Origin of the sequence: Neobacillus sp. SuZ13, from assembly GCF_030123365.1 — a bacterium.
Classification (GTDB): Bacteria; Bacillota; Bacilli; order Bacillales; family Cytobacillaceae; genus Neobacillus.
The window spans coordinates 5,538,405-5,559,512 of record NZ_CP126107.1; the positions used below are offsets into that span (position 1 = coordinate 5,538,405).

Sequence of the window (21,108 nt, forward strand, 5' to 3'; positions counted from 1 at the left end):
CCTTTGTTTTAAAAATTAAGTATGCGAAACAATGATCTCGCATTCTCCATCCAACTCAAACTCCCCAAACCCAACAGGAATAATAAAATGGGTTCCCTTCCCTAATTCATATTTTTCCCCATTATGGATGAGTGATCCCTTGCCCTTAATCACACTGAACAGCAAGTATTGCTCATCAAATGAAAAGGATACCTTCCCATGGATATCCCATTTATAAACAGAGAAAAATTCCGATTCCACAAAAGTCGTAACCATGGCATTTTCGACTTTCTCGACTCGCGGCGAGCTCATGGCATTTTGATGAGGAACGGTCGTTACCTCAATCGCCTTTTCTAAATGCAAATCACGCAGGTTCCCTTCCGCATCCTTGCGATCAAAATCATAAACCCGATAAGTAGTGTCAGAACTCTGCTGCGTTTCCAATACGAGCGTTCCTTCACACAAAGCATGGATCGTACCACTTGGGACATAGAAAAAATCACCCGGCTTGATTTTAACACGGCGCAGCAGGTCGCTCCATTTCCCCTCATTAATATGCTGGATTAGTTCTTCCTTTGATTGGGCGTTATGTCCAAAGATGATCTCCGCCTCTTCTTTGCAGTCGATAATATACCAACATTCTGTCTTTCCAAGCTCACCGTTTTCATTCACCTTTGCATAGGCATCATCAGGATGAACTTGTACGGATAAATCCATATTGGCATCCAAGATCTTGGTAAGCAGCGGAAATACCCCTTTCTTTGGACTTCCAAATACCTCAGGATGCTCACTCCAGAGATTGTCCAAGGTCATGCCGGCATATGGACCGTTTTCAATGACCGAAGGGCCGTTTGGATGGGCGGATATAGCCCAGCATTCTCCTGTTAGTTCGGATGAAATTTCATATCCAAATTCATTTTGTAATGCCATCCCGCCCCAAATTCTCTCTTTAAAAACAGGTTTTAATAGTAATGGCTGCAAAATAGCCTCCTCCTAATGATGTAAATTTGACACCTCGGGGACGGTTCTCCCGGCCCCGAAAAAGCCATAAGAACCGTCCCCATGGCTCACTCAAAGTCACCCATGGTCAAGCATTTTATATTGGGCTTTCACTAATTCATAATAGATTCCTTGTTTAGCCATAAGATTTTCATGATTTCCCTGCTCCAGGATATTACCGTGATCAAGAACCAAGATGTTGTCGGCTTCCCGGATTGTTGATAACCTGTGGGCAATCATAATTGCTGTTCTCCCTTTTAATAACGTTCTTAATGCCTTTTGAATCTTGACCTCTGATTCCGTGTCAATACTGGCGGTGGCTTCATCCAAAATAAGAATTTTTGGCCCAGCGAGAAGGGCCCTGGCAAAAGAAAGGAGCTGGCGCTCACCCACCGACAAGATATTGCCCCGCTCTTCCACCTCGGTTTGATAGCCATTCGCAAGCTGGTTAATAAACGAATCGGCTCCTACTACCTTCGCAGCAGCGATCACTTCCTCGTCACTGGCTCCCGGATTTCCAAAACGAATATTTTCCATAATCGTTCCTGAAAAGATAAACGTGTCCTGAAGGACCACACCTATTTGCGAGCGGAGACCCGCAATCGACAATTCATGAATGGGATGGCCATCTATTTTGACAACACCTGAGGTAGAATCATAGAAGCGGCTGACTAAGTTAGCAATGGTCGTCTTCCCGGAGCCTGTATGGCCGACAAGCGCAACCGTCTCTCCCGCTTTTATCGAAAAAGAAATACCATTTAACGCCTTTCTTGATCCATCATAGGAAAATTCCACATTTTCAAAATCAATCTGCCCTTTAATAGAAGAGAGAATCATAGGTTTGGAGGCATCCGACACAAGCGGTCTTTCATCTAAAAACTCAAAAATCCGCTCCGAAGAAGCCATTCCGATTAACAGCTGATTATACAGCTGGCCAAGACGCGAAATCGGCTCCCAAAACATCCCTAAATAAAAAGCAAAGGAGACAAATTCCCCGATTGTACTTTCACTTCCCGAAACAAGAAAGGCCCCGTACCAGATGAGGATGGCCGTCCCCAAAGCATTGGTGATCTCGACAAACGGTCCAAACATGGCATTTTTATGGACTGCTTGTTTCCAAGTTTCAAAGTTTTCCTGGTTGACTCCCTTAAAAAATTGAATGTTTTCTTTTTCTTGGGTAAAGGCCTGCGTGACGCGGATGCCTTGAATGCTTTCATTTAAATGGGAATTGAGCTTCGACTGGACGAGCCGAACCGATTGCCACTGCAGCCGGATTTTTTTTCTCAGGCTGGTGGAGATGAAAAACATGATCGGCAAAATCACCATAATTGCAATCGTTAATTTTGCATTCAAAGAAAATAAGATAACAATAACCGACAGCAATAGGAGAAAATCGGTTAATAGATTAATAACACCGCTTGTAAACAGCTCCTGCAGAGAATTAATATCATTCATAATCCTCACAAGAATCGACCCGCCCGAACGCTGGTCGAAGAACCTGTGTGATAAAGACTGTACATGTGTAAACAAATGCTGCCGCAAATCATAAATGACATTTTGCCCAAGCTGATTCATCCAGCGGATTCTTAGTAAATTGACAAAATAGGATAAAACATACAACCCTGAAATGATAAAAATCAGCTGGAGCAATAAGGTTGTATCTTTTTCAACAATCGCCTTATCAAGGGTATAGACGCCAATTAAAATCGGAATGATTAAACGGATGGCTGTTGAAATGATCACTGTCATAAACGAAAGTGGCAGTAAATTTTTTGTATAGGGCTTTAAGTATTGCAGCAAGCGCCACATCTGTTGCCAGTTAAACGATTTATCAATCACTTCATCCTGAGAGTAATGAAACCGCTCGAGGATGAGTTGTTTCTTTCGTTGTTCCTCCATGTTTCACTTATCCTCCCGCCTTTTGCATAATCGCTGCCTGATCCTGATATTGGATATTGTAGATACGCCGGTACGCTCCACCATAGGCGAGCAGCTGTTCATGTGTGCCGCGTTCGATGATACTTCCCTGATCCAGCACCAAAATTTCATCGGCATGCTTAAGAGATGAAATACGATGGGCAATAATAAACGTCGTTCTCCCCTTCATGACTTCTCGGAGGGCCTTTTGAATATGAAATTCCGTTTCCATATCGACCGCACTAGTGGAATCATCTAATATGAGAATCGCCGGATTCATGCACATGGCGCGAGCAATCGCAATCCGCTGTTTTTGCCCCCCGGAGAGCCCCATTCCCCGTTCACCCAGCTTCGTGTCATATCCATCAGGCAGCTCCATAATAAAATCATGAGCCTGTGCCCGTTTGGCCGCATCGATAATTTCCTCCATCGCTGCATCTGGCCTTCCGTAAGCAATATTCGCCTTGATAGTGGATGAAAACAGAAAGGTTTCCTGTAAGACAACGCCAATTTGCGAACGCAGCATTTTCAACCCGTATTCCTGAATAGGTTGATCATCAATCACAATCGTTCCTGCCGTCGGTTCATAAAAACGGGACAGAAGCTGAATCATGCTGGTTTTTCCAGAACCTGTTGCGCCAATAAGCCCAATGGTTGTTCCTGGAGGCGCGGAAAAAGTGATTTCCTTAAGTGCGGCCGCCTCTTCCGATTGATAGTGGAACGTGACCTGATTGAAGTTCACCTTTCCTGCCATTCTGCCGGTATTTCTGTTGCCATCGCCATCCATAATCGTTTCATCTGCTTCCAATACTTCAAGAAGTCTTTCGCCAGAAGCCTTTGCCTGTGAGAACATATTGATGGTGAATCCCAGGTTCATAATCGGCCAAATAATATACCAAACAAGACTGTAGAAGGCGACAAGCTCCCCGGGCTTTAAAGCTCCACTGATCACTTGAAATCCGCCATAGGCCAGCAAGGCGACAACGGAAATATTGCCGATCAGCTCCATCAGCGGAAAATATTTCGACCATACCACCGACGTAGCCAGCTGCTTGGTCCTGTACTCCTGATTGGAGGAGTTAAAGCGCTTCGTTTCCTCCTTTTCTTTTGACAGGGCTTTAACCGTATGGATCCCGTTAATGTTTTCCTGCACCATAGTATTTAAGCGCCCGAACGATTCGCGAATCCCGCGGAACGCAGGATGAACGGCCCTATCGAACTTATAAACCACCACACTTAAAAAAGGCAGGGACATCATCGTGACCAAAGTCAGGGAAACGGAATAATAGAACATCACACAAAGACTCGTGCCCACGACAATGACAAAGCGAAGGACCTCGCTAAAGCCGAAGGATACAAAGAACCGAAAACCTTCCACATCCGCAGTCAAACGAGACATTAGATCCCCTGTCTTTGCGTTATCGTAATAGCTAAACGATAGCCGCTGCAGCTTTTCATATAGAGCATTTCGGAGCACATACACGGATTTAATGCCGAACATATCAGCCAAATAATGTTGGATGAAAGTAGAGAAGGCTTTTACCCCCATGACCACGATAAACCCTAAGGCAATCCACGGGACCCAGTCATATTTCCGCCCAAGTACGACATCATCAATGGTTACCTGCAAAATGACTGGATAGATGACGGTAATCGCAGCGACAAGCAGCATAAAGAGCAACGACCAGATAAAATCCTTTTTAAAAGGAAGATAAAACGACTTTAACTTTTTAAAAACGAACATTTTTTCCTCCTTATGTACCTAAAAATTTACATACCTTACATTTATATAGATTTAAGTTAGAAATATTTCGAAAATCGTTTAATTAGGTTGTCTAAATTTTGATAAATTCCACCTCCTTTAGTGCCATAAACCGGCATCTATGTAAGCCTTTCCATTATTTTAGCAGTACGATTCCCACCATCCTATTGGCAAAACCATAGATTCATTGGTTAAAATAAAGTCTTTTGACAACAAAAAAAACGTACCACCCTTCGACGTGGCACGTTTCTTCTATTAGTATTATTTATTGCTCTTTAGTCAATGCCTGATGGGCCAGTAAAAGCGCCCCTGTAATCCCGGCATCATTGCCTAAACCAGGGCTTACAATATATTCTGACAGCTCCGGCAATGAAACATAATCACGGAGAAACTCCTTCAAATGCTTATAGATAGAAGGAAATACCTGTTTCTGGTTCATGACGCCGCCGCCCAGGATAATCTTCTTCGGAGAAAGAATCAAAATATATTTCATCAGTGCCTGGGCGATATAGTAGCCTTCTAATTCCCATACTTCCTTTCTGTCCACTAACTCCATTCCTTTTTGCCCCCAGCGCCCTTCAATGGCAGGGCCGGCCGCCAATCCTTCTAGACAATCACCGTGGTACGGGCACCGCCCCTGATATGGATCCTCCGGATGACGCCTAACCAAAATATGCCCCATTTCCGGATGAGAATGCCCTTGAAGCATCTGTCCCTGAACGAGCGCTCCTGCACCAATTCCTGTTCCAACCGTTATATACAAGCAGCTATCCATCCCTTTAGCTGCACCAAAAGTCGCCTCGCCCAACGCGGCGGCATTCACATCTGTATTAAATCCGATGGGAACCCCAAATTCATCCTCAAACCCTTGCACAAACGGATAATCCTTCCATCCTGGTTTTGGGGTAGATGTGATGTGCCCGTAAGTGGGGCTTTCCCGGTTAACATCAACCGGGCCAAACGACCCAATTCCAATCGCTTTAATCGGGTAGTTTTCAAAAAATTCAATGACCTTCGGAATCGTTTCATCCGGGGTAGTGGTAGGGATTTGAATTCGGTCCACGATTGTTCCATTTTCGTCTCCAACGGCACAAACAAATTTTGTCCCGCCTGCTTCAATTCCACCAAGCATTCGCAGCTCCTCCTACTCTATTATTCATTAAACCGGCCTGCGCCCTTCAGGAAATGAAACAATGCCCCGATTAGGTTTGCATCATTTTCAAATTGACAGGCTTGCACTTCTATTCGCAACGTTGAAATGTCGTCCCTTAACCTCTTCAATTCACGATTGATCCCGTCCATCACTTCCTGCCGCTTGCTGATGCCGCCGCCAATGAGGATTTTTTGCGGGTCCAAGGCATATTTTAAATTGTAAATTCCGATGGCGAGCCGTTTATAAAATTCTGCAATACTCTCCTTGGCAATCGTGTCACCTTTATCAGCAAGAAGAAATACATCTTCACCGTTCAACATTCCTTTTTCCAGTGACTTTCTCTTGGCAACCTCCTCCACTAAAGCATGGGTCGAAGCAGTCTTGCTCCAGGTTTGATCAAGCGGATTTTTAGACTGTGCTCCCATGATCATGTAGCCGAACTCCCCGCCGTGGAGCGAAGTCCCGCGTAAGATTGATTGGTTAATGACGATACTGCCGCCAATTCCGGTACCTATGACAATACAAATATAGTATTCCGTGCCTTTTGCTGCACCTAACCATCCTTCCGCCAAAGCGGCGCAATTGGCATCGTTTTCTATCGATACCGGGAAACCCGTTCGTTCCCTTATGAGGTCAGTCATACAAACTCCATGTATATACGGAATTGCACTGGCACCGCCAATAAACCCCGTTTTAACATTTACAGCACCGGGTGAACTTAAAGCAACGCCTTGCAATTCAAATGAATTCGAATATTCTTTTGTTACTTGGCTAAGTTTCTGCAAGAAACTTTCTAATCCTTCACAAGGAGTCGGAAACTTCCCACTTTCTAGTTTCTTTCCTTCTTGATCCATAACAGCATATTTTATATAGGTGCCTCCAATATCGAATACCATGTACGCTTTCATCCGACTCACCTCATTTTCATCCATTGCCCCTTCCATGGTTAAAACCCATTGTTTTCGGACAACTGTTTATACCATTTCCCTGATTTTTTAACCGTTCGTGTTAAATCGTTCTTTAAATCTACTTCCACTAATCCATATCGGTTCTTATAAGCGTTCGTCCATGACCAGTTATCCATGAATGTCCATAGGTGATATCCCAAGCAATTCGCTCCCTCTTCCAGGGCTTTATGCACCCATTTCAAGTGTTCCTGGATAAATTCAATCCGATAATTATCCTCAATAAACCCTTCCCCATGACGGAACTTTTCTTCCCCTTCAACCCCCATTCCATTTTCCGAAATAAAGAATGGCAGATTACTATAATTGTCACGGAGGTCAATCATAATATCATAGATCACTTCCTCGCAGATTTCCCAACCACGGTGCGGATTGATTTTCCTGCCTGGCATGATATACGGATCAAAAAGATGTTCCGGCATAAACGGAGCATTCTCCGGCTCAGGCTTCTCTTTCGCTTTAACACGGCGCGGCTGGTAGTAGTTCACGCCTAATAGATCAATCGGATTATTTCTAATCACTTCCAAATCACCGGCCTCCACGGCTGGAAGCAAGTCTCTTTCTTTTAAAATATCAACCAAGCCACGAGGATATTCGCCTTTTGTGACCGGATCAAGGAAACTGCGGTTAAAGAATAAATCCGAAATATGGGCAGCCTTTACATCTTCGGCATCCTGACTCCGTGGATAAGATGGGGTGAGATTGAGGATAATGCCAATTTTCCCGTCCACATTAACTTTTCTAAAGGCTTCTACTGCCTTCGCATGGGCCACAATGGTATGGTGGGCAACCGTTGCCCCCCGTTTGAAATCCACTATATTTGGATAATGCCAATTATATAAATACCCGGCCTCAACTGGGACGATCGGTTCATTAAAGGTAAACCAATATTTCACACGGTCGCCAAATAAGCGAAAGCAAGTCTCCGCATAATTCACATAGGCATCGATGACCTCCCGGCTTTCCCATCCGCCTTTTTCCTGCATGCACATCGGCATATCGAAATGGTATAAATTCATAAATGGTTGAATGTCTCGAGCAATCAATTCATCGATGACCTGGTTGTAAAAGGCAACGGCCTTCCCGTTTACTTCACCAGTTCCATCCGGAATCAAACGTGACCATTGAATCGAGGTCCGAAAGGAGTTATGGCCCGTTTCTTTCATCAGCTGTATATCTTCTTTAAACCGATGATAGAAATCCGACGTATGTTCCGGGCCAACCCCATGATGAAAACAAGCAGGTTCCACGCTGTACCAATAATCCCAGATACTTTGCTTTCTACCATCCATCAGCGCTGCGCCTTCGGTTTGCGGGCCTGATGCGGCACTTCCCCACCAAAAGTTTTTTGGAAAACGATAGGTAAGGTTATATTCTTGCAAACTATTAACCATTGATTATCACCATTCTTTTATTTGATTTTTCTCCATTCACTTGGTGTCGTTCCCACACTCTTTTTGAACTGTTTATAGAAATAAGCCGTATCCGAATACCCGACCTTTTTGCCAATTTCACCTGCTCGGTAATGGGTGGTCTTGAGGAGCTCCTTTGCCTTTTCCAATCGGTATCGGTTTAGGTATTCTGAAAAAACCGCCCCTACTTCTTTTTGAAATAATTGCCCCAAATAGATGGCATTGACATGAAATTGCTGGCCCAATGTTTTTAACGAAATCCCTTCATCATAGTGGGCATGGATATAATCAAGGACATTTTGGACAATCGGACTGCGATTATTAACTTGCTTATGGATTGAAAAAATTAATTCCTGGCAATATTCCTTCAAAATGGCTTTCATCTCGTCAATATCAGAGCTATACACGATTTTTTCGATGGCAGCTGTATGATAGGAGAGATCGTTCGGCTGCAGCGAATAATGGATATAAGAAAGTAAATCAAAGATATATTTTCTGGCAGCTGGCGGGGAGATAAAGCTGGAATTCTTGGTGAGATCCTGAAAAAATGAATCAATCTGTTGTAAAACTTCTCCCTCCGCTTTCAATAGCTGCTTGACAATCGTTTCTTTAAATTCTTGCTGTTTTTTTAATTCTTCATGCTTATCAATCGTCAAATGTTCGGAAAGAAGAACATTTGGGCATGAATATAGCTGCAATAAGCTATACTCCCTTGCTCTCATAAAACTTTCTTCTAATTCGTCTACCGTTTTTACCGGCTTTCCCATCGCTAAATAGAATAAACCGGCCCCTCTTTTTTCATCTTTTAGCTGCTCTACCAGGCCTTGGTTATATCGATATAGTTCCTCTTCCTTTTCGCTCCCTAAAATAATGACCAGGTCTTGATTTGGAGTAAATAAACAAACGGCTGCGCAATGTTCCTCAATAAAGGTTCTGATTTCCTTTAAAATCTCAACTCTGTAATAGTTTTCAAAGCTTAAAATAGAAACAGCATAATACGGCTGAGTAAACTGGAGATCATATAATGACAATCTTTCCAGACAGTCGTTCTTCTCAATCTCTCCGTTTAAAAACCGCCATAAGGTATTATCCATTAGGGTAGACGGTTCCTGTGCCTGATTACCTCCCGACACAGCATTCATTTTCCGGCCTACATTTTGAATGGTCGATAATAATTCTTCCTCATCCACAGGTTTAACTAAATAGTTTTCGATCCCTAATAACAGACCATGCTTAATATACTCAAACTCTTGATAACCAGTTAAAATTATACATTTCACCTTCGGCTGGATTTTTTTCGCTTCCTCAATTAAATCCAACCCGGACATTTCTCCCATTAATATATCGGTAATTAGGAGATCAACTGGATGTTCTTTTAGATAGGTAAGAGCCTCTTCCCCACTCTCGGCACGCGACACAATTTCAAAGCCATCGTCCTCCCAATCTAGGAGGGCTTGAAGGCCTATCGTAATTAACGGCTCGTCATCAACAAGAAGTACTTTATACATCGCTGGTCCCTCTTACTGGAATAGAAAGTGTCACAATCGTTCCCTTATCTTTGATACTTTTCACAGAAATGCCAAATGCGTTTCCAAATTTCAGTTTTAAACGTTGATGGATATTTCTTAATCCAATTGAATCCATTTCGTCCCCGTCTTCACAATTAAGATGCTGGACAATCATCGCAAGATCCTCCTCCGTTATCCCCCTGCCATTATCCTCCACTGTTATTTCCAACGTTTCCCCTAGCTGAGTGGCACGTATGTGCAGCTCATTTTCAGAGGAATCCTTTCTAAAACCATGAACAAAATAATTTTCGATGATCGGCTGCAAAATGAGCTTTTGCACAGGTGTTTGCTCCACATCACTAGGTATATGAATATCAACCTGTAGTTTGTTTGGGAATTTAAATTGCATTAATTTTAAATACTGATTGACATATTCAATTTCTGTATATAGAGGCACCGTGTCTTTTGATTCTAACGAGTAGCGGAATAGCTTTGATAAATGGAAAATCATTTTACTAGAAGTTTTTGAACCCTCTACGACAGCCACCATCCGTATCGCCTCTAACGTATTAAATAAAAAATGTGGATCGATTTGGGCCTGAAGCGCTTTTAATTCCGCTTGCTGCTGCTTTAAATTTAACAGGTAAAATTGTTCAATATAATTATTCAATTCATCTAACATCGAATTGATATTGACAGCAATCCTTGATAATTCATCTTCATGCTTGGATTCCGGTATCCTGGCATCCAGATTTCCGTTCTCAACCTGCCGAATAGTCGAAACAATCTTATTAATACGCCTTGAATAATTTCGAGTAAAGGAATAGGAAATTAAAATGGAAATAATGATGAAGAATATAATGACGCCCCACATGGTTCCCCTGACGATCGTAAGCTTTTGCCATCCTCTATCGGGAATAACACTGACATACGTATAATCCCCCTGGTTCGCAATAGTACTGATATAAAAATGGTCATTCTTCCACTTTATTTTTTTCTCATTTGTTTCAGGCTTTATCTGTTTGATCATATCTAAGGGAACATCACCCTTATTGACGGAATAGATGATTTTGCCTTCAGCATCCATGATAAAAAAGGAAGCAGGCACTCCATCGCGCTTTTTGACCATTTTGTCTAGACGATTAGTAGAATAAAAAATAGTAATCTCACCTATTTTTTTCAAGGTCACTGGATTGTTAACGACAATCTGTTTGGTAAAGGTATCTCTTAGCTGCCTGCCTCGTGGAATACCATCCCCGCCAAGATTGGGAATCTCTTCTGAAAGATACAGGCTGCCTAAATGCCTGGGAGAATCGATGATGCTTTTATTCCATCGTAAATTTTGAAAAATGAGCAAGTATTCTACAGAAGGGGTTTCCAACGAACGTAAACTGATCGCGTTAATATCGCTATCTTGACCGAAATAGGCATTGAAATACGTATCAATATTATTCGGTACAAAGGACTTGCCCTCCGAAAATTTATCGAGACGGTATTCCAAATATTTCGCATACCCGTTTTGAAGGGCAAAGGACATATCATCAATGACTTCCCCTTTAACGTAAAAATCCCTTTTGGATCGATTAATATCTGCATCTTTAGCGGAAAAATAATCCTCCACCCGCTCCATCGTTCTGGTATTGACGTTCACTTCTTTTTGAATAATCACTTCGGAGTAATAGTTTGTAATCGTAACGATTAAAACAATGATGGTTAAAATAATAGTGATAGATGATGCCAAGAATAGTTTATTAAATATTTTTTGAGTAAAACGTCCTTGTCTTCTTAATCCCATTTTGATGTCCTCAAATTATACTTATTGTTTTTTTCTAGTCTACCACTGGAAACTACGGTTTCAAATGAAAGCAAGCTGAGATTTTCCACCCAGCTTGACTTTTTTGTTATTATTATTGCTTGCTCTTCCATTCGTCAAATTGCTTTTGAATTTCTTTTAAGACTTTGTTAATTCCAGCTTCTTTTAACTTCTTATTATATTTTGGCAAGTACTCTTCTGGGTCAACAGAACCTGTTGCCAATGCCGGATAGAATTCTTTTGAAATATTCGTAATCGATGCAAGCTCAGATCTTACAGAGTCACTGTTAAAATGGAAACCAAGGGTTGGCGCTGGTTTGGCAGATGTGTTAAACTCTTCGAATTTATCCCATTTATCTTTAGGATCATTTTCATACAAATCCAAAACAAAGAAGTTTCCAAGTGAATAAGATGGAACATTATAACGATCGATACGTGCTGGAAGGTCTTTAATCTTTCCGTCGTCATTTTTTTCGTAATGAACACCTTCAATCCCTTTGTCAACAAGATTACGAAGATATGGGTCTGTGTTAAGCAGGGTCAGGAACTCCATTGCTTTCTCAGGATTCTTGGAAGTGGCTGAGATGGCCTGAATGGAACCGGATACAGAATCATTAATGGTAATCGGATCTTCAGCCGGAACGGAAACAACATCATATTTAGCCGAGCGCGACCACAATAAATCAGCATATGGCTGAGAATCACCCATGCGGACAAACCAGTTTTCTACATCCATTGGCCAGCTGTCTTTACTTGTCGCTGCATCTTCTTTAAGAAATCCAGCCTTATAATATTGATGCATAGTTTTATAGGTTTTCATCGTTAAATCAGATTCAAATTGGTTGATCACATGGTCTCGATCGCCTTCCATCGCAAAGGCAAATGGCATTTCATTATTAAAGATATAATCATATGGCAGATAGGCTTTGAATGTCGCCATTGGAGTGACGCCAGGTTCATTCTCTTTAATGGTTTTCAGCATTGGTTCAAGATCTTCCAAGCTTTTTACTTTTGAAAGATCAAAGTGGTATTTGTCTACAAGGCGTTTATTAAAGGTATAAACCGATTGTCTAGCTGCCTCTTTATTAGTAGGAACGCCATAAATTTTCCCATTAACTTTAATTCCTTCTAACAACGCAGGATTAAGAGTCTCTTTAAGTTCTTTGCCCTCTTTTCCTAACATATCGTCAATGTCCTTAAATGCACCTTTTTGGGCATTTTGAACGTAAGAGGTACCATTCGTAAAGATAATATCAAAGGGTTCCCCGGAATTGATCATCACTTGCGATTTTTGATCCCAATCACCCCAGTCAATTTGCGTCATTTTCACTGTGGCATTAATTTTTTCCTTTGTATACTTGTTGACTTCTGCAAAGACTTTTTCAGTATCTTTTTGCGGGGTTCCAATGGTGTACCATTTAATTTCATAAGGTGCGCCATTTTTACCGCCCTTTTCTGATGTGGCACTGTCTTTGCTGGTGCAGGCAGATAGAAGGGTTCCAGCTGCCAAAACGGATGCGAGAATAATACCTAACTTCTTTTTCTTCATTCCTCTTCTCCTCTTTCTGTTGATTATTCTTTAACGCCGCCAATCGTCAGTCCGCTAATAAAGTACTTTTGGAAGAACGGGTACGAGACTGCGATTGGTAAGGTGGCAATAACAACCATGGCCATTTTGGCTGATTCTTGCGGAATCGTATCAAATAAGCTTTGCTGCATGATAGCGACATCCATATTTTTTCTCATAAATTCAAGATTTGCCTCAATTTTCATGAGTAAAGCTTGAAGCGGCACCAGATTGGGGTTATCAATATAAAGCAAGGCTGTAAACCAGTCATTCCAATAACCCAGTGTACTAAACAAGGCGATCGTGGCAATTCCCGGTAAGGAAAGCGGGAAGATGATTTGGAAGAAGATTCTCCATTCACTTGCCCCATCGATTCTTGCCGATTCCAAAATCGATTCAGAAACGGACTTTAAGAAGAAGGTTCTCATGATGATAATGTAAAACGCATTCATCGCAAGGGGCAGGATTAGTGCCCAAACGGAATTTTTCAAATGCAGAAACTGGGTGACAACGATGTAAGTCGGCACCAGTCCGCCGCTGAAAAGCATCGTAAAGAATGCCAGAAAGGTGAAAAATCTTCGATACTTAAATTGCGGTCTTGAAATCGCGTAGGCATAAAAGGTAATCATGAACACACTGATCAAGGTACCGATAATTGTAATAAAAATCGTGACACCATAGGAGCGGAAAAAGGACTCCTTCATACCCCAGAGATAATGATAAGCATCCAAGCTCCATTCCTTCGGGATCAATTGAAAACCGTTCCTGACAATACTTTCCTCGCTTGTAAACGAAATGATAATGACATAGATAAAAGGAAAGATACACGTAAGCGCGAGAATCCCAAGCAGCACACTAATAATAGCATTTGCGGCCGGATGCATATGTTGAGGGTTCCGATACTTCTTCCTGGTGACCCTAGGCTTCCCCTCTTTTATTTCTTCTACTGGTTTTGAAATAAGAAGCGTTGATTGGGTTTGTTCTAGTTTTGGCATATCATTAGCCGCCGGGCGACTTTTCCTCCCTTCTTAAAGAAATGAACATTAAAACAAGGCACTTTCCTCATCCACTTTACGGACAATGTAGTTGGTAATGATCACGAGGATAAATCCAACAGCTGACTGGTATAGACCTGCAGCCGTACTCATGCCGATATCCCCCAGATTCATAAGACCTCGGTATACGAAGGTATCAATGACATTTGTCACCCCATATAGAGCTCCCGAATCTCTTGGCACTTGATAAAACAATCCGAAATCCGAGTTGAAGATCCGCCCAATATTCATGATGGTCAGGATAATCATTAATGGCTTGAGCATTGGCAGGGTAACATGTTTAATCTGCTTCCATTTTGAAGCGCCATCAATCATCGCTGCCTCATAATACGTCCGGTCAATCCCGACAATGGAGGCTAAGTAAACGATACTGCCGTAACCAACGCCCTTCCACATGCTCATGAATACGAGAATAAATGGCCAATATTTCGATTCGCTATACCACGATATAGGGTCGACATGGAACCAGCCAAGAATATGATTTAACAAACCGTGTTCCGTACTTAAGAAAGTGAAGACAAAATAACTGCCGATAACCCATGAAATAAAATGCGGGAACAAGATAGAGGTTTGGTAAACCTTCGACAGCCTCTTATTGATTAACTCACTGAGCAAGACAGCTGTTGCAACCGCCGTTACTAGCCCTAATACGATAAAGACAAGATTGTAGAGGATGGTATTTCTGGTAATGATCCAGGCATCATTTGTACTGAATAAATATTTGAAGTTGTCAAAGCCAACCCATTCACTATTCATGACACTGGCAAAAAATCCATCGGGATCAATTCGGAACTTTTTAAAGGCCAATACCTGTCCAAACATCGGCAAATATGAAAATAGGAGCAGCCAAATTGTTCCTGGTAACACCATAAGCAGCCAAACTCGATTTTTATAGAGATCGCTTAATATCCTTTTCATGTTTCTCCTCCCTCCGAATGTTATGTAAGCACTTCCATACCTTTATTTTATAGGGAAAAGAGACCTAATCATAGTTGACTAATTTGGGATTAAGTGCAAAAATCTTAGAATTTAGTTCTATAAAATGAAAGAACCGACTGAAACGGTCCAGTCGGTTCTTTTTTGTGCTATAAAACTCGAAAAGTCTTCACTCCAGAGAAACCTTGCCACTAAACAGCTTCTGCTCCTAGTTTTTCTCTTCTGGGGATATAACGAGAACGACCCCGTTTTCGATTTGAATGGATGTTCCGATCGTGGTATTGTCTCGCAGCCAGTCATTCGCGTGAATGCTTAGGACATATCCGTTTTTCGGGATGGCAGAATTATTCCCCCCTCTTTTAACAACTTTCCCATCGATTACGGTGATTTCATATCCCCATGGGTTTGTTCGGGTCGTCTCACAATAGACAGGCGTATACTGAATCAGCTGACCAGCTCCACGAGATTTATTTACCCCATCTAACATTCGATAATCGACCACATCAAGGTCTCTCCACATGCTATTGATTAAGAACAGCTTAATAACTTCTTTTCCAATTTCCTGCGGCTGCTGATACGCCTGCATCATTAAGGTTTTTAAGGTATCTTTATACGAATTAGCTTCATCGGTCTTTCCGTTTTTGTCAGCCATTAAATAGTGTAAAGCAACTTCTCCAGCTTCACCATAGATGGTAAGATTCTGAAGGAAAGGGTCAATGGCAGTTAAAAAGGCTTCATTATCAATGTCTTTGCGAATAGTTTCTGGAATTTGCTGCAGCTCTTTAAATTCTGTAATTAACTGCTCGGCTTCTTGGCTGCCACCCCTGCCTTCATACGCTTTCCAGAACTGATCAATGACCGGCTGCAGCGTAAGTTCTAATGGCGGTACCACTAAGGCACTTTTCACTAAGAATGGTTTGATGACACCTTGCCCCACCTTTTGAGGGATCTGTTCGGATTGATTGAACAAGGTAATCAGCTGTTTCCTATATACAGATGCCTGGTCGGTATGGCCATTTTTCTGAGCCATCACATATTGAACAGCCGTTTCTCCCGCCTTACCATAGATATTTAACTTTTCTACATAAGGTTTTATTTCCTGAAGGAACTTTTTATTGTCCATTTCCTGCTGAAGTTTAGCTGGAGCATGTTGAATCTTTTTAAATTCAGCGATTAACTGTTCTGCTGCTTGATCGGCATCACCTGCCACATAGGCCTTCCAGAACGCATCGATCAATGGCGTTAAGGTAAGGGACTCTGTTGAATTAATCGGTGAGGAATACATATTCTCCGCTACGGTTTTTAGCGTTTCTGCGGCCTCTCCACCAAAGGATTGAATACTGCGCTTCCATGAATCGATTGGGTCATAGGCAGCCGGGTTCCAAGTATAATCCGCAATCGTGTACAAAGGAATTTTGGAAGCTTCGGCTTCGTTCATTGGATTTGCCGTTAACCCGGCAACTCCATGCTTGGATAAATCAGCATCACGTCCTACAATAGGACCGAGGAACAAGCTATTCCGGTCATAGTCGTTTACTGGGTAATTGTCCCATAATAACATATCGTGTTTAAATACTCCGTGAACCTCATCCGCTTCTTCGGCAGCGACCTGCTCTGAAACAACCTTTTGACCTGTCCACATAACAACCGTGTCCTTGTCAAGTAATTCAGCAAATCGATCACGGTAAGGAGATGGCCCGTTTCCGGAATAATCCGTCGGAACGGTTATCAACCGCTCGGCCCCCTCATGGGTATTGATAAATTCTTCTGTAAACCGATTTAACAGATAAGCATGTGCAGCAGCAACCGGATTTGTATCTCCTGCAAATTTTTCCCGATCTTGCTGGCAGCTTAAGTTCATATCAATATCATCTAGAAAAATCGCATAGGAGCGGACACCCAAGTCCCACATCGTGTCCATCTTCTTTTCTAGCAAGGCGAAATCTTGATCCCCGGAATAGCAGATGGATTGACCTGGGGACAGCGAGAAAGTGAATTTCACATGATTCTCTTTGGCCTTTTCAATCAGCTCTGTAATTTCCGCTAATTCTGCTTCTGGGTAAGGATCACGCCAGTTCTCGCGATGATAAGGATCATCCTTCGGAGCGTAAATATACGTATTCAGTTTATTTTCTCCGTAGAATTCCAGCTGGGAGATTCTGTCCTCATGTGTCCATGGCGGGCCATAGAACCCTTCGATGGAGCCGCGAATCGGCATTTCCGGCCAGTCATGAATTTCTGCCTCCGGAATCCAATCTCTTCCTTCCCGCTCTTGTATCAAGTGTTTGAACGTTTTGGCCGCATAATACGTTCCCGCCTTGTCCTTCCCGGCAAGAACAATCTGATTCTTTCCTTTTTGCTTGGATACTAATACATATCCCTCATCCTTTAAAGATTCAGGTCCTACTACTCCCATCTGATCTAAGACAGCGGCTGAATCCTTATTTTCCGAAGGCCCGCCGACCCAGATGGTTACAGGGGTTGTTACCTTCTCCCCTGCATGAATACGGACAATCTGTTTTACGTCCGCAGCCTCCAATGCCTCAACAACTTCGTTGATAGCTTGTTCATCCGTTTTCTTGTCTACCACAATTCCGACATTTGGTGTCAGCGGAAACCCTTTATCTGATATTTTTAGCTCTTGCGGTGTTGGATTCAAGGCAAAGTCTCCTCTGCCTGCCGCCGACGCCTGTCCGGTTCCATTTGGAAACGCTGACAGAGTACACAGCCCGAACGTAACACAAACCGCTAACACCTGTTTTCCATGTTTTAAAAAAGACATTCTGTTTATCCTCCTCAAATCGCTTCCAGTAAGGACGGTTCTTGAACCGTCCCCCACGTTACCATATCTTAGTTTTGTGATGCAAAGACGCTGAATTCGTACAGAGAGTAGCCCCAGCTGCTTGAACGTTTGATGCCTTGCATTTTAACGTATCGAGCTTCGACGGCAGGGAACTGAATTTCATCGGTTCCCCCGTTGCTGTTTAGCTCTGTGTAAACATCTGTCCACTGACTCCCGTCGTTTGACACTTGAATTTTATATTGTTTTCCATAGGCAGATTCCCAGTATAATTTCACTTTATCAATGGAATACACTTGCCCAAGGTCGACGCTGAGCCATTGATTATCAGTGTACAAGGAGGCCCATCTAGTATTGTTGTTCCCGTCTACGGCCAGGTTTGGCGTTAGCCAGCTGACTTCACTCGAAGAAGCGTCAGCTTTTTTCCCTTCCGCTATATTTTTCCCGTTAAGCGCCCGCTCCAGGAAGGTGGGAACCACGCCTATACTCAGCTTCTGTGGGATTTCGTTTATCGCTGTCATCGATTGCTGGAGCACCATGCGCTTCGCAGCAGCCATAGCCGTATCCCCACTCTGCCCTGCCAGCACCATGTTAACGGCTGACTCACCTGCTTGTCCATATAGCTCCAGCTTATTTAAATACCCGGCGACCTCCTCCAAGAAGTTGGGATTATCCACCTGCTCCCGCAGCTGCTTAGCGGCCTGCTCCATTTTGCCGAATTCCTGTAACAAGGCCTTGCCAGCCACGGAAACTGCCTGACTGTCCTTTGCTTCTTCTGCCAGCCAAAATTGCTCGATTAGCGGCTTTACTCTTTCCGACACCGGCTCCCGGTTGTTATTGAGACTCGTAGCATACGAGGCTTCCACAAAGAGATTTAAAGGTTCATAGGCTGCTCCGGCAAATTCCTTCAGACTCCGCTTCAGCGAATCAGCCGGATCATAGGCTTCAGGGTTCCACGTATAATCGGCAACGGTAAACAGTGGAATTTTTGAAGCTTCTGCCTCATTCATTGGATTGGCTGTTAAGCCAATCACACCATGTTCAGGCGTTAAATCCGAATCCCGGCCTGTCAGCGGCGCTAGGAACAAGCGGTTGCGATCAAAATCATTCACCGGATAGTTATCCCAAATCAGCAAATCGTGTTTAAAAATCCCATGAATTTTATCGGCATCCTGTGACGTAATCGTAGGAGCAACGACACCAATTCCTGTCCATTGAACAATAATGTCAGACTGAACTAGCTCAGCAAAACGTTCACGGTAAGGAGTGGTTCCCGCCTGATAATAGTCTGTCGGCACCGTGATTAAGCTCTCCGCACCGTTGTGTTTTTTAATAAATTCTTCGTTAAATCGATTTAATAGATACGCCTGTGCCGCTGCCGGCGGGTTCGGATCTCCGCCAAACATTGCCCTGTCTTCAGGGGAATGGAGACTCGGGTCAATATCATCAAGGTATAAGGCAAACGATCTCACGCCTATATCCCACATGGATTGGGCCTTTTGGATTAATGCCTTCAGGTCCGAATCACTGGAATAGGTGATTGTATTCCCAGGCGAAATGGCGAATGTAAAGGTGACATGGTTTTCTTGTGCGGTTTGGACAAGTTCGGCAAGCTCCGCTATCTTATCCGCAGGATACGGCTCTTTCCATTTTTCCCGGTGGTAAGGGTCATCCTTCGGAGCATAAATATAGCTGTTCATCTTATGCTCACCGTAAAATGCGATCTGACGCAACCGATCCTCGTGTGACCATGGCGCACCATAAAAACCTTCAATTGAGCCCCTGATCGGCATCGTAGGCCAGTCCTTAATTTCCACCTCAGGAATCCAATCCGTTCCTTTCCGTTTGACAATGATTTGTTCGAAGGTTTGGGTCCCGTAATACGTCCCTGCCTCATCATGTCCGGATATAACAATATGTTTTTTATCCTGGGTGCCGTGCTTGGAGGAGACAATATACCCCTCTTTTTTTGTCATTTCCAAATCCTCTAGGCCAGTGTGCTGCTGAATGGTTTTCAACTCGTCCGGGTCGGAGAATTCCCCCAGCCAAATGATGACAGGTACCTGGAGATTAGGATTCTTGATATCACTTTCCACAATGGTGGTAACACCTGCCTCCTTTAGGGCTTGCTTCAATTCAGCAAGCGCCGCAGGATCGGTTCCTTTTTCAGTAACCAATCCTACTTTTGGATTCAGCGGGAAACCTTTGTCTGTTTGTTCTAACGATTTCGGGATGGGGGATACAGTCATTTCGTAGGTTTCACTTGCCTTTGCTTTTCCTGCTGCTGGAATATTCAGCGGAACCAATAACCCTGATACCAAACAGGCTGAAACAACCGCCTTTAATGCTTTACTTTTTGCCACCTTTGCCACCTCTTCTTCTATCATTTTGAAATTCTTAGGGACGAATCTCGTATTTCAAGATGTTCCGGTTTACCAGTAACCGCTTCCATCGCTTCGACAAAAAAAAGCAGGACAACACCAAGCAAGGAGGAAGTCCTCCTTACAAAGCGTCGCCCTGCCTGATCGTGTCAGTAACATGCGAAATCGTTATTCACCCTATATGGGGCATTATAGACAATAGTGTATAAGGTTCATAGGGTCGAAAATCCTATTTTTTCAAAATAAGGAAATATATATAAATTGTTGAGTAGAATTAATATCACTCGTCTTCTTGAAGTCTCATTGTGTGGATATGGAGAGCTATATAAGCCGCTTCATCAACGGTCACTTCAATATTACACTTTTCCTTCATTCGGTTTATAGCCCAAAGACCAATTTCATATTCTTTGCTATATAAGATTTTTATTTCATTTAATAAATCGTTTTTTAAATGAATGCCTTGCTTTATTCGATCGATTGTATATGACACATGATCCGTTAAAGCAAGATGAATGTGCTCACTCAGTTTGCTGCCAAGGTATTGTTCTGCATAAGAGATAATCTCTTCTGAAATAATAAAGTGTTCTTCTGGAATACGACTCAAGAGTTGTTGCAGCTTTTCATTTTCCTTCATGACAAACAGCTTTTCAACCTTCTGAAAATGAATCAAATCATTTTTCCTCATTCCATACGCAATTCCAGCTCCAAACGCGACCTTCTCTCCATCGCCATCGGTTACTAAGACAGCATTGTTATTCAGAACTTTCTTTAACCTCATTAGCCACCTCCTTTAACAGTCATTGACTATTAGAGCCCATTACATAGAAGAAACTGTTATAACATCCTGTTCTTGGAATTCTA

14 protein-coding genes are annotated in these 21,108 nt (G+C 42.7%); all 14 read right to left on the reverse strand.

Going from position 1 to position 21,108, the window contains the following annotated elements:
* Positions 1-15: 15 nt before the first annotated feature.
* Positions 16-963 carry a mannose-6-phosphate isomerase, class I gene (manA, locus tag QNH17_RS27295; protein ID WP_283879612.1) on the reverse strand — a complete coding sequence of 316 codons (948 nt, stop codon included), beginning with the start codon at positions 961-963 and terminating at the stop codon, positions 16-18.
* Positions 964-1,056: 93 nt separating this feature from the next.
* Complete coding sequence (locus tag QNH17_RS27300; RefSeq protein WP_283876466.1) at positions 1,057-2,877, reverse strand: ABC transporter ATP-binding protein; 1,821 nt, start codon at positions 2,875-2,877, stop codon at positions 1,057-1,059.
* A gap of 7 nt (positions 2,878-2,884) precedes the next feature.
* Complete coding sequence (locus QNH17_RS27305) at positions 2,885-4,639, reverse strand: ABC transporter ATP-binding protein (RefSeq protein WP_283876467.1); 1,755 nt, start codon at positions 4,637-4,639, stop codon at positions 2,885-2,887.
* Between the two features lie 283 nt (positions 4,640-4,922).
* Positions 4,923-5,789, reverse strand: a complete 867-nt coding sequence (locus tag QNH17_RS27310) for an ROK family protein (RefSeq protein ID WP_283876468.1) — start codon at positions 5,787-5,789, stop codon at positions 4,923-4,925.
* Between the two features lie 20 nt (positions 5,790-5,809).
* On the reverse strand, positions 5,810-6,742 hold the full coding sequence (locus QNH17_RS27315; protein WP_283876469.1) for an ROK family protein: 933 nt from the start codon (positions 6,740-6,742) through the stop codon (positions 5,810-5,812).
* Between the two features lie 14 nt (positions 6,743-6,756).
* Positions 6,757-8,169 (reverse strand): glycoside hydrolase family 1 protein, encoded by a 1,413-nt coding sequence (locus tag QNH17_RS27320; RefSeq protein ID WP_283876470.1) that lies wholly within the window; start codon positions 8,167-8,169, stop codon positions 6,757-6,759.
* Positions 8,170-8,186: 17 nt separating this feature from the next.
* The gene (locus tag QNH17_RS27325; protein WP_283876471.1) at positions 8,187-9,695 is read right to left on the reverse strand and encodes a response regulator transcription factor; all 1,509 of its coding nucleotides are present in this window, start codon (positions 9,693-9,695) and stop codon (positions 8,187-8,189) included.
* On the reverse strand, positions 9,688-11,490 hold the full coding sequence (locus tag QNH17_RS27330; protein ID WP_283876472.1) for a sensor histidine kinase: 1,803 nt from the start codon (positions 11,488-11,490) through the stop codon (positions 9,688-9,690). Before QNH17_RS27330 ends, QNH17_RS27325 begins: the two co-directional genes overlap by 8 nt.
* Positions 11,491-11,602: 112 nt before the next feature.
* Positions 11,603-13,057: an ABC transporter substrate-binding protein gene (locus QNH17_RS27335; protein WP_283876473.1), complete on the reverse strand. Its 1,455-nt coding sequence runs from the start codon at positions 13,055-13,057 to the stop codon at positions 11,603-11,605.
* A gap of 23 nt (positions 13,058-13,080) precedes the next feature.
* Positions 13,081-13,959, reverse strand: coding sequence for a carbohydrate ABC transporter permease (locus QNH17_RS27340; protein WP_144554931.1), 879 nt, complete (start codon positions 13,957-13,959; stop codon positions 13,081-13,083).
* Between the two features lie 159 nt (positions 13,960-14,118).
* A complete protein-coding gene (locus QNH17_RS27345) occupies positions 14,119-15,048 on the reverse strand; it encodes an ABC transporter permease (protein ID WP_144554884.1) in 930 nt (309 codons plus the stop codon).
* A 226-nt stretch (positions 15,049-15,274) separates the two neighbouring features.
* Entirely contained in the window at positions 15,275-17,848 is a 2,574-nt protein-coding gene (locus tag QNH17_RS27350; RefSeq protein ID WP_283876474.1) for a glycoside hydrolase family 84 protein, read from the reverse strand.
* Positions 17,849-17,916: 68 nt separating this feature from the next.
* On the reverse strand, positions 17,917-20,229 hold the full coding sequence (locus QNH17_RS27355; protein WP_283876475.1) for a glycoside hydrolase family 84 protein: 2,313 nt from the start codon (positions 20,227-20,229) through the stop codon (positions 17,917-17,919).
* 298 nt (positions 20,230-20,527) lie between these two features.
* The gene (locus QNH17_RS27360) at positions 20,528-21,025 is read right to left on the reverse strand and encodes a PRD domain-containing protein (RefSeq protein WP_283876476.1); all 498 of its coding nucleotides are present in this window, start codon (positions 21,023-21,025) and stop codon (positions 20,528-20,530) included.
* Between the last annotated feature and the right edge of the window lie 83 nt (positions 21,026-21,108).